At 58.2% G+C, this 9,785-nt stretch carries 12 protein-coding genes; 4 read left to right on the forward strand and 8 right to left on the reverse strand.

What is annotated here, in order from left to right; all coding sequences use genetic code 11:
- The 3 genes from ACWIZX_RS02870 to ACWIZX_RS02880 form a co-directional block, all read left to right on the forward strand.
- A partial coding sequence (locus ACWIZX_RS02870) for a DNA methyltransferase (RefSeq protein WP_448334747.1) occupies positions 1-246 on the forward strand: 246 nt, incomplete at its 5' end.
- Complete coding sequence (locus ACWIZX_RS02875; RefSeq protein WP_448334748.1) at positions 243-1,079, forward strand: hypothetical protein; 837 nt, start codon at positions 243-245, stop codon at positions 1,077-1,079. The genes ACWIZX_RS02870 and ACWIZX_RS02875, both read left to right, overlap by 4 nt.
- Entirely contained in the window at positions 1,072-2,238 is a 1,167-nt protein-coding gene (locus ACWIZX_RS02880; RefSeq protein ID WP_448334749.1) for a M28 family metallopeptidase, read from the forward strand. The genes ACWIZX_RS02875 and ACWIZX_RS02880 overlap by 8 nt, the downstream gene beginning before the upstream one ends.
- A 379-nt stretch (positions 2,239-2,617) precedes the next feature.
- Here the strand turns inward: ACWIZX_RS02880 and ACWIZX_RS02885 are convergent, their stop codons facing one another.
- The 5 genes from ACWIZX_RS02885 to ACWIZX_RS02905 all read right to left on the reverse strand — a co-directional run bounded on the left by ACWIZX_RS02885 (position 2,618) and on the right by ACWIZX_RS02905 (position 7,449).
- Positions 2,618-4,342 (reverse strand): helicase HerA domain-containing protein, encoded by a 1,725-nt coding sequence (locus ACWIZX_RS02885; RefSeq protein ID WP_448334750.1) that lies wholly within the window; start codon positions 4,340-4,342, stop codon positions 2,618-2,620.
- An 18-nt stretch (positions 4,343-4,360) separates the two neighbouring features.
- Positions 4,361-4,975: a hypothetical protein gene (locus tag ACWIZX_RS02890; protein WP_322792134.1), complete on the reverse strand. Its 615-nt coding sequence runs from the start codon at positions 4,973-4,975 to the stop codon at positions 4,361-4,363.
- Positions 4,976-4,990: 15 nt separating this feature from the next.
- Positions 4,991-6,160 carry a DNA double-strand break repair nuclease NurA gene (locus ACWIZX_RS02895; protein WP_322792133.1) on the reverse strand — a complete coding sequence of 390 codons (1,170 nt, stop codon included), beginning with the start codon at positions 6,158-6,160 and terminating at the stop codon, positions 4,991-4,993.
- A 120-nt stretch (positions 6,161-6,280) separates the two neighbouring features.
- Entirely contained in the window at positions 6,281-6,940 is a 660-nt protein-coding gene (locus ACWIZX_RS02900; protein WP_448334751.1) for a hypothetical protein, read from the reverse strand.
- Positions 6,941-6,960: 20 nt separating this feature from the next.
- Positions 6,961-7,449, reverse strand: coding sequence for a GNAT family N-acetyltransferase (locus tag ACWIZX_RS02905; protein WP_448334752.1), 489 nt, complete (start codon positions 7,447-7,449; stop codon positions 6,961-6,963).
- 125 nt (positions 7,450-7,574) lie between these two features.
- Here ACWIZX_RS02905 and ACWIZX_RS02910 point away from each other — a divergent pair, with 125 nt between their 5' ends.
- A complete protein-coding gene (locus ACWIZX_RS02910) occupies positions 7,575-8,060 on the forward strand; it encodes a GNAT family N-acetyltransferase (protein WP_448334753.1) in 486 nt (161 codons plus the stop codon).
- Here the strand turns inward: ACWIZX_RS02910 and ACWIZX_RS02915 are convergent.
- Genes ACWIZX_RS02915 through ACWIZX_RS02925 form a run of 3 tightly spaced genes read right to left on the reverse strand, consistent with a single transcriptional unit; the run spans position 8,008 to position 9,532 of the window.
- Entirely contained in the window at positions 8,008-8,412 is a 405-nt protein-coding gene (locus ACWIZX_RS02915) for a hypothetical protein (protein ID WP_322792129.1), read from the reverse strand. The two genes, ACWIZX_RS02910 and ACWIZX_RS02915, sit on opposite strands and share 53 nt — an antisense overlap.
- 12 nt (positions 8,413-8,424) lie before the next feature.
- A complete protein-coding gene (locus ACWIZX_RS02920; RefSeq protein WP_448334754.1) occupies positions 8,425-8,826 on the reverse strand; it encodes a hypothetical protein in 402 nt (133 codons plus the stop codon).
- A 55-nt stretch (positions 8,827-8,881) separates the two neighbouring features.
- Positions 8,882-9,532 (reverse strand): TetR/AcrR family transcriptional regulator, encoded by a 651-nt coding sequence (locus tag ACWIZX_RS02925; protein WP_322792127.1) that lies wholly within the window; start codon positions 9,530-9,532, stop codon positions 8,882-8,884.
- Positions 9,533-9,785 lie beyond the last annotated feature (253 nt).

The following is a 9,785-nucleotide window of genomic DNA, read 5'->3' on the forward strand; positions in this document are numbered from 1 at the left end:
ACCGAAGGCAACCGCCTGAAACTGCAGCACCCGGCTACCTTCCCGGATAAACTGGCAGAAGATTTGATTTTGTGTTTTTCCGAGCCGGGAGATATAGTCCTTGACCCCATGTGTGGAAGCGGGACAACTTGCGTCATGGCGCGTAAAAATTACCGCAACTTCATCGGTATCGAAATCAGCGCTGAGTATTGTGAAATTGCCCGCAAAAGGCTGGAAGTCCAACCAATCCGTTTTATTTTAGGATGAGTGGGCTGATTAATTCTCTGCTCAACCTGCTGCGGGATGCGCGCAACCGGCTGGATTATCCCTTGCGTCAGTTGGTCCGCTGGCAGCGGGCGGGTTTCCGCATCGCTCCGCGGCTCAGGGGTGACCCCTTCGCCGCCCTGCCGACCGAAGACCGCCCGAGCGCCATGGCGCTGGCCGATCGGCTGATTCGAACCTACCACCTGGAAGATTTTGCCGCCCAGACCACCCCCATCAACTACCGCGAAAACCTGTTTTACCTGCACCTGCTGGAAAGCGCGCTGGAAGCCACTCCGATCAGCCTGCCCGAAACCGTCCGCGCTGCGGATATTGGCCCCTCCCACTGGTTTTATGTGCAGGCGCTGGCGGCTGTGCTGCGCTGGTGGCAAACACCCCGCCCCCGTCAGATTGACCTGCAGGGCTATGAAATTGACGCTTACCGGGTATATGCCGACCTGCACTCGCGTTACGATCACGCCCTCGGACATATCCGCGGACTGACGGGGGTGACTTACATCCCGCGCGGCTTCAGCACCCAACCCGCCGCTTTTCACCTGATTTTCATGCTGTTTCCGTTTGTCTTTCCCGAAGACCACCTGAAATGGGGGCTGCCCGCCAATTTTTTCCAGCCGAGGGCATTGCTGCAAGCCGCCTGGCAAAGCCTGCAGCCCGGCGGAGCGCTGATCATCGTCAACCAGGGCAAAGCCGAACACCACGCCCAACGCGCCTTGCTGGAAGCCGAAGGCATCCCCATCCGGGCCGCCTTCCGCCACGACCCCCTGTTGTTCCGCTATTCGCTCGACCGCTTTGTGCTGACCGCCTGCCGCCATGCCTGAAAACGCCTCGCTGCTGACCGCCTTGCGCCAAAGCGCGGCGCATCTTACCGAAAAAATCGGCGCGCGTCCGGCCGGCAGCCCGGCAGAACGGCAAACCCAGCAATGGCTGGCCGAACAACTTGGCGGCTTGGGCTACCGCTGTGAATGGCAGGAATTTACCTTTGCACCCCTGCCGGCCTTTTTTCCCTATTACACACTGGCGGCAATCTGGCTGATTGCGGCGGTCTGGCTGCTGCCGGGGTTCGCCTGGCTGGCGGTGGCTGCCCCGTTGTGGGTTGGGCTGCTGCCGTACTTTCGGCTTTGGCTGCAGTACCGCCTGCCGTGCACAGCCCGCAGTCAAAACCTGTTGGGTCTGCCCGCTGGCAGCAAGGCCGAAGAACTCCGCCTGCTGCTGGTTGCCCACGTGGATACTGCCCGCGCCCTGCCGTATGTGGAAGGGCCTTTGTACGCCTTGCGCCGTCAGTGGTATGCTGTCCTCAGCCGCGCCGGCTGGATGACCGCTTTCTTTGGCGCGCTGGCAGTGTTGCAGATGCCGCTTCCGCCCATTTTGCTGAGTGTGCTGCGCGTCTTAATCAGCGTGGTCGGGCTGGCCTACATCGGGCTGGATTATTACGACCAGCGCGGCAGTGATGGCGCGTTTACGCGCGGCGCTAACGATAACGCTTCCGGCGTGGCGGTGCTGCTGGAAACGGCCAGATGGCTGGCGGACAAGCCGCACCTGAACCGGCGGGTGGGTTTCCTCTTCACCGGCGCCGAGGAAGCCGGGCTGTTCGGTGCGCGTCAGGCTGCTTTGCAGCTCAAACGCCTTGCCAAAACGCTCAGCGTATTGAGCGTGGACATGGTTGGCAGCGGGGAAAACCTGCGGATTTACCATGCCGAGCTGGGCCTGAAGCCGCTGCTGACCGACTCAACCCTGAACAGCCAGCTGCAGGCTGCCGACCTGCAGGCCAGCCCCTATCTGGCGCGCCGCCGCAGCGGTGATTTTGCGCCGTTTGTGCGCGCCGGCTTCCGCGCCACCGGCATTGAAAGCAGCGGCACTCCCGCCTTCTGGCGCGCTTACCACACTTTACGGGATGACCTGTCCCTGCTGGACGCCCAACGCATGGCGCAAACCTGCCTGACCCTGCAACGGTGGATTGAAAACCACTTCCAGCCATGAGAAACCAAAAGCCAGAAGGTAAAAAACCGGCACGGCGCGGCGTTTTACTTTCTCACCATTGACCATAGAATACTCCTGCCCCAACGCAAAGATCGGAAAATGGGTGCGGCTTTCTCAAAGTCGAAGACAATCAAACCGCCGCCTGCAAACGCTGATCAACGTCCGTTCGGGATCATCCACTTCTAAAGCCAATGGACGGCCCCCTCCTGCGCCTCCCCCAATATCGCTTTTGCGATATTGGGGGAGGTGGAAGTGGGGATCGTTTTGTCACAATCCCGGTTTTGTATTGACCCCAAACTTGTTTAGGAACAAAAATTCAGGATTTTTTAAAGTACTTTGAGTAAGTCATCAGATAATGGACAATGGGGGTGGTTGAGTGTCACTCCCCAAACAATTCGCGGATGGCGTCTTCGGCGCCGCGCGCGGGGGGCTGCCCGCCGCGGATTTCCTCGAACAGGCGGTTATCGTAACGGCGCGAACGCACCAGAATCGGCATGCTCACCCCCCAGCCCAGCAGCAGGGCTTCTTCTTTGGGCTGCAGGCGCGCCAGCATGCCGCGCAGCGCATCCCGCCCGGCCAGCCCGGAAAGCACCGCGGCAATATCGGCTTCATCGCCCAGCCAGGCGCTCACCCGCGTGCCGAGCTGTGACATAACCTCATCATAAATCTGCGAGGGGCGCTGGTCCACAATCAGCAGGGTGACGTAGTACTTGCGCATTTCCCGCGCAATGGTGGCAAAGGCGGTCTGGGCGGCCATTTCACGGTTGAGCAGTTTGTGGGCTTCTTCGATCACCACCACCAGCGGACGCGGTTCGGGGTTCTTTTGGGGATGAGAGCGGTAGGCATTGGTGCGCTTTTCCCATTCATCGCGGATGCGGCGGGTGATCAGATTGGTCACCAGCAGGTAATCCAGATCGGTTTCGTGGTCGCCAAAGGAGAGGATGACATGCTTGCCGTTCGCCAACAGGTTGATGATTTCCGCCAGGCTGTCCTGCGGTGGGTTGGGGAGGATGTAGGGCTTGTTAAAAACCCGGGTCAGTTTCTGGTGCAGACCTTCGGCAGCCATGACGTTCACCCCGGCCTGATTTGCCCAAAAGGCGACGCTGTCGGCTGCCGGAACTTTTTTGCCGGTATCCGGGTCTTCCGTCATTGCGCCGTTGCGCATTTTCTTGAACTCGCTGAACCAGCTTCGGCCGAAACTGTGCCACAATGCTTCCAGCGTGGCGGGGGTGGTTTCGCGCAGGTTGAGCTCGCGGGTCAGCATTTCAATATCTTCCGGCAGAATGTCGCTTTCCGCCAGCGTCAGGGTGAAATCCGGCGATTGACCGCGAATGGAAGCCTCATTGCCCAGCCCGACCACGCGCACACGGGCGGCGAATTTGCTTTTCAGCCCCGGAATGACCTCGCGCGTGTCGGAGGCGATGTCGTCGTAGGCATATTCGTTGTGCATGTCAAACACCAGCGCCGAGGCTTTGTTGTACTGAATCAGCCCGCAAAGCAGCAGGCGGGTGAGGAAGGATTTGCCCGTGCCGGTTGCCCCAAAAATACCCGATGAACGCTGCACGAACTTTTCCAGGTCAACCGGAATGGGCAGGTTCTGTTCGCGGGTGAAGCCGATGACAAAATTGCGCTCGCTGGGTTCGCCGAAGATGTTGGCCACATCCTCGGCGCGCGCACCGCGTACCAGGGCATGATGGGCCGGCACGGTCTTGACCGGCTGAGGCTGCAGACCGCTGTCATCCGCGTGCTGAGCGCGCCAGGCATCGTATTCAGGCGATGCCGGGTCGGGGCCAACCTCCTGCATCAGCGCCGGCAGCACCTGTAAATTGGTGAAGAGGGTTTGCCCGTGCAGCAGGGCAGCCACCTGCGGCGGCAGGCGGGTTTCGCTCTGCTCATCGGCAAAGCGCGGGTTGGTACTGCCCAGCTGCAGGTCGGTCACCGTGCCGTAAAAACGCCAGTCGCCGCTTTCGATGACCACAAACGAGCCTTCCTTGATTTCTTGGGGCGGTACGGTCAGGCGTACACTGAGCGAATCTTTCAGGCTGCCGCCGACGACATAGCCCACTGGTTTCTCGGTTGGATTTTCAGGGTTGATTGTCATCATCTTTCCTCCCAACAAAGGTTAAGGCAGGTTGACATCGCCAACCGCGCTCAAGACGCTCATCAGGCGGTCGTAATCATCGCGCAGCAAGGTGACCAGTTCGCGGGTAATGGACTGCACCCAGCCGGGATCGCCCTGGGCACGGTGGAACATTCCGGCCTGGCGGATGTGCGCTGCCAGCAGTTCAGCCTGGGGCAGGTCTTCGGCGCGCAAAATATGGCGCAGGTAGCCAAACCGCCCGCTGCCGGTGAAGGCAATCACTTCCTGGGCTGTGCAGGTGAAAATTTCATCCAGGCTGAGCGGCGGGCGCGGCGGCAGCAGGTGGCTGATGCTGCCGTTCTCAGCATAGCCGATGAAAATCACACCGATTTCGACCGGTACGTTGCGGTTGTTGCGGTTGTCCAGCAGGACGTCCGGCGGAACATTGTCGCTGGTGATTAACTGGCGGATCAAACCATCATCATCAATTTGGATGTTGTGAATCAGGCCGTAAATCTGTGTTCCATCGGCCAGGGGGATGCGTACCATTCCGCCAAAAACCGGCAGGTTCAACTCGCTGGCGCGGCAGCCGATTACGCATCCGCTGGTGGTGGAGCGCAGCAGCCGCCCGATTTGTAATGGAGAAGTGGTCGTCATCTTTCTGCCTCCTGCCTAAAGATTGTCTTTATGATACTGCTTGGCGCTTTTATCCCCTACCTCTAAGCCCATCGCCCGCATGGCACGGGCAATCATGGTTTCAATCTGTTCTTTTTCAAGGCGGGTGATTAAGGCAATTTCGTGGGCGCGGTGCAGCGCGTAGGGGTAGGGTTTGCTGCCCATCTGCCGGCACTGCTGCAATAAAACCGCATGGAGGGCCTCCAGCAGGGCAGGTTTTTCGGCAACACCGCGAGTGATTTCCACCCTCGCCATCCACGCTCTTTCGGGATGAATGCCAACATTGAGATAAAAGAAACAGGGTTGCAGAGCCGGGTCAAAGGCGGCAAAACGCTCCGCCATGGATGACTGAATAACAAACACCGCGCTGCGCTGACCGGGTGCAAGCAGCCCGGCAAAAATGACCCGATCCAGCACGCCTCCCAACGGTCGCCGGCGGGTTGTTTCCTTCACATCCAGGCGCGAATCAGCCGCCAGTTCCAGCAGGCGTATCACCAGATCGCTGCCGGGTTTATCCACATACCCCGCGCTGACCGCTTCCTGCTGGCTGGTTTTTTGCAGCACACTCAGGTACTCGCCAAACAATTGCTGAAACAGTTGATTTTCGCGTGGTTCGCGGTACAGTTCCAGCGGCCCGTCGGTTAATGTGATGACCGGGCGGGTGGTTTCGCGGCCGGCACGGTCTGCCAGCAGGCGGCGCTCGTTCAGGTCGCGGCGCAGCGCCACCACCTCCTCGGTGAGCGGGGCAGCCGGGTTGTTGATGTCCTCCAGCAGGTACAGCTGGGTTTCGGCCTCTTCGCCGGGGGTGAGGTCGGCAGCCGGTAAAATTCGGAAAATGCCGGTGTTGATGACCGCAAACTCGACCGAATCGTGGCGGTTGGGGTTGATTTGTGAACCGTCGGCAGCCAGTAAAAGCGGTAATTGGGCAAGGTTTGGGGGGCTGACGGCGGTATCCAGCCGTTCATTCAGCGGCACGGCACAGCGCAGCGAAACATCCGCACGCTGCGCATCTTCCACCCGCTGACGCAAAAAGTCGAGGTCGGCGGCGTAGCGGGTGAGCAGGGCGGCGGCCTGTTCCAGCCGCTCCCGATAGACCGCCTGATTCTGGCGGGCCTGCTGGCACTTTTCTTGAATTTGTCCCTGAATTTGCAAGTAATTAACCGGCATCTTTCCGCCCTCGAATATCGAACATTTGTCTTATATTATACCTGAAGAAGGACGGAAAGAATACCTCTTTATCTTAAAAGATTCAAGGCTTTCTCTAAAAGCAGCTTTGAGAAAACCATGTCACGGACACCGAAAGTGCAGCGTCCAAACCGCCTCGGCGTGAAGGGTGGGCATATCGTAGGAATACTTCAAAGTTGCCGTGTCCCGATACTCGATTTCAAAGAGGGGAATGTCATCCGAAATGACCGGTGAAAGCTGACCGCCCCAACATTCCGTGCCAATCGCGGCAAGGTTGCGCGCGCCCCGCTTGCCGCTCAAGCGAAGGATCGGCGGCTGGCGGTCGAGCAGTAAATCCCCATGCAGATCGTATTCAAGCAAACCGGTGTAAATCCAAGAACAATTTTCGGCATGTCCGTTGCCGCCCACCTCGGCCTGGCCGAATCCTTCCACGCGCGGGGGGGATTGCTGGAATTGTACGGTGAGAGGAATGCTTCCCCTGGCGGTCAAAAGAGCATAAAATTCTTCGGCTTGCTGCACCTGCTGATAGTCCAATTCCAGCTCCAAATTGCCGCAGGACGGGGTGGGAGAAATTTGCGCTGTGGGGGTGGCAGCCGGGCCGGGCAGGAGAGTCGGTGTGGGGGTCGGCGTCGGAGAGGGAAGAGGCGTTTCCGTCCGGTTGGCGGGGGGCGCAGAGATGACGCCGCCCCCGCAGCCCGCTGCGCTCAGCAGCCCAATCAACAGAACTCCCAGCAGAATGAAGAAGAATGGCTTCTTAATCATCGCCTTCCTCCACAGATGGATTAAGCAGTCCCCGGCAGCGGGTCTGATGCGCGTTCCGTTTTGAGGGGTAACTGCATGATGGTAAAACCCACTTCGGGCAAAAACCGCACCGCTACAAAGCCGAGCCGTTCGTAGAGCGCCCTGGCGCGCTGGTTGGACTGGTGCACACCCAACTCGATGGCATCCATGCGCCCGCGGTATTCTTCGGCCAGCCGCCGGATGATGCGCGAACCGATCCCCTGCCCCTGAAAGGCGCGCGCCACCACAATCCCGTGCAGGTGGACGATGCGGCCGCGCTCTTCGATCCAGTAACAGCCGACTTTCTGTTCGCCCTGATAGACACAGAACACCCGTCCCACCCCGCGCACACGCCGGGCAAATTCAGCCCACGACCAGCCCATCACTTCCATGGTGGGGATCAGGTAATTTTCGGCATCCAAACGCAGCAATTCCAGAAACTCGTCAATCTGCTCGTCTCTGGCAAGTGTGCAAACCAGCTCAGCGTCCATCGCCTTCCCCTCCTTTCCGGCAAACGATGGACAATCCTGCCGCAGCCCCCGCCGGCAGGTGAATCAGACAAGTGCTTCCATTTTTTATTATATAATCTTCAACAGCCGATTACAATCATTCACCCATGATCACACTGCGCCGCGCCACTGCTGCCGATGCTCCCGTCATCCGCCGGTTGATTCACGCCGAGCGGCTCAACCCGTTTGGTTTGAACTGGCGGCGTTTCTGGCTGGCGATGGATGAGGACGGCCGGGTGATTGGCTGCGGTCAGGTCAAGCCGCACCGCGACGGCTCGCGGGAGCTGGCTTCGATTGTGGTGCTGCCCACATGGCGAAAACGAGGCGCAGCCAGCGCCATCATCCGGCAGCTGCTGAAGGAAAACCCGCCGCCGCTCTACCTGACCTGCCGCGCCGAACTGGTCGGTTTTTATGCCCGCTTTGGGTTTGAAGTGGTCGAAAACCCGGCCGAATTATCGCCCTATTTCCGGCGGATTGCACAATTGACCCGCAGCCTGAGCCGTTTCATTTCCCCATTGGCCCGGCTGCGGGTGATGATCCTCAGGCATACAGCCACACCGACACGGCAATCATCGCCAGCCCAATCAGGCTGACCCCGATATCCACCCAGACAATCTGCCTCCCGCCGTCGCGGCGCAGCATACCCGCCACCCACTGCTGAAAACGCTGGTAATCCAGCAGCAGGGTCAACCCCTTTATGGCGGTCAGTGAAAAGAGCAGGGAGATGACGATTGAATGCGGAACACCGGCCGTAAAATGCAGGTACCACGTCAACGCTACCAGAAGTAAACCCACTGCTGCTACCACCGCCACCCATGCCGGGCGTTTTTCGGCGTAGGCTTTGGCAATGAAGCGGTTTTCGTCCCACGGAATCAGGTGCATATAGACCGGCTTCAGCAGCGCAATTGTACCCATCCCGATTCCCAAAATCAAAAAGTAATTCATGTACTTTCCTCCTCAATAGAGCCAGATTCCCATGCTCACCAGCACCAATCCGAGCAGAGCGGTTGCAATGCTGATGAGATTCATGGTCGTGCGTTCACGCTTGAGTACCCGCTCGGCAAAGGCGCGGAATTGCTGGTAGTTGAACAGAACCTGCGAGAGTTTGACCAGCGTCAGACTGATGATCAGTGTGACCACAATCGAATACGGCACGCCGTGCGTAAAGTGCCGGTACCAGGTGAAGGCTACCAGCCCCAGCCCAAAACCGCCTGCCAGCCACACCCAAATGGGCTGCCGACGGGTGTAAACCCGATCCATCTCAAAATCCGCCCAGCGCTGGGGGAAGAGGTGAATCAACGGGCGGGTCAGAATCATTACCAGCCCAAATCCTATTGACAGTGCCTCAAAATAATTCATCTTGATGATTTACCTTTCCATTTGTCAAATTTTTCGGTCTGCGCCATGCGCAGGTTTATTTTGCAGCCATGCCTTCTTTCAGCAAGCGCATCAGATTGTCAATCATGCCCTTTAAATCCAGTGAACGCAGTCTTTCACGCTGTTGAGGGTCAAAAATCCGACCGTCCCACTTCAGCCCCGCCTTTTGGGCGGCATATTTACCGAATTCAGTGGTCAGCGCATTCAGGGTGAAGACAATCAAGTCCAGCGGCAGGTCGCTGCGAATGCGGCCCTGCTGCCGGGCAGTGAAGAGCAAATCATGCAGATAATCAAAACTTTTACCCTTCAACCGTTCCGTAATTTCTTCTGCCAAAGGGCTGTTGAAGGCCTGCCCAAGCAAACGGCTGTATTGCGGGTAGTTCAGATCAAACTCGGCGCCGGACAGCATGAGCGCGGCGAAACCTTCAAAAAAATCACTCCCTTCGGGCAAATCGCAGCGGCGCAGAAAGGCCAGTTTTGCTTCGGCCGCCTCATCTATCAGAAAGAAATAGAGGTCTTTCTTGTCTTCAAAGTACTGGTACAGACTGCCTTTGGGGATGCCGGCCTGCGCCACAATCCGGTTCAGGGATGCGCTTTCGTATGGTTGAGCGGAAAATTCTTCCAGCGCTGCTGCTAAAATCCGTTGGCGCTTTTCTTCATCCAGATTGAGAAAAGTGGTTTTGACCATGTTGCCTTTTCCTTTTGTCGAACCAATATGACCAGTTGGTCATATGCTAACATGACCAACTGGTCATGTCAAGGTTTTTTCTCAAAATTATCGTTTATAATCCTATTGTTTTCACACACGGAGATGCTCACCATGCGCCTGATGAAACCCCTTTTGCTGATCCTCTTGACTGCACTGCTGGCTGCCTGCAGCGGCGGGCCGATGAACACGCCGACCGCCACCCTGACCCCGCCCCTGCCGACCGAAACACCCC

Source organism: Bellilinea sp. (genome assembly GCF_053501535.1).

Excerpts from the sequence above, each read along its gene's own strand:
- ACWIZX_RS02910 (WP_448334753.1), top strand. The coding sequence starts at position 7,575 with ATGATCACACTGCGCCGCGCCACTGCTGCCGATGCTCCCGTCATCCGC.
- ACWIZX_RS02915 (WP_322792129.1), bottom strand. The coding sequence starts at position 8,412 with ATGAATTACTTTTTGATTTTGGGAATCGGGATGGGTACAATTGCGCTG.
- ACWIZX_RS02885 (WP_448334750.1), bottom strand. The coding sequence starts at position 4,342 with ATGATGACAATCAACCCTGAAAATCCAACCGAGAAACCAGTGGGCTAT.
- ACWIZX_RS02900 (WP_448334751.1), bottom strand. The coding sequence starts at position 6,940 with ATGATTAAGAAGCCATTCTTCTTCATTCTGCTGGGAGTTCTGTTGATT.
- ACWIZX_RS02875 (WP_448334748.1), top strand. The coding sequence starts at position 243 with ATGAGTGGGCTGATTAATTCTCTGCTCAACCTGCTGCGGGATGCGCGC.
- ACWIZX_RS02920 (WP_448334754.1), bottom strand. The coding sequence starts at position 8,826 with ATGAATTATTTTGAGGCACTGTCAATAGGATTTGGGCTGGTAATGATT.
- ACWIZX_RS02895 (WP_322792133.1), bottom strand. The coding sequence starts at position 6,160 with ATGCCGGTTAATTACTTGCAAATTCAGGGACAAATTCAAGAAAAGTGC.
- ACWIZX_RS02905 (WP_448334752.1), bottom strand. The coding sequence starts at position 7,449 with ATGGACGCTGAGCTGGTTTGCACACTTGCCAGAGACGAGCAGATTGAC.
- ACWIZX_RS02890 (WP_322792134.1), bottom strand. The coding sequence starts at position 4,975 with ATGACGACCACTTCTCCATTACAAATCGGGCGGCTGCTGCGCTCCACC.
- ACWIZX_RS02925 (WP_322792127.1), bottom strand. The coding sequence starts at position 9,532 with ATGGTCAAAACCACTTTTCTCAATCTGGATGAAGAAAAGCGCCAACGG.
- ACWIZX_RS02880 (WP_448334749.1), top strand. The coding sequence starts at position 1,072 with ATGCCTGAAAACGCCTCGCTGCTGACCGCCTTGCGCCAAAGCGCGGCG.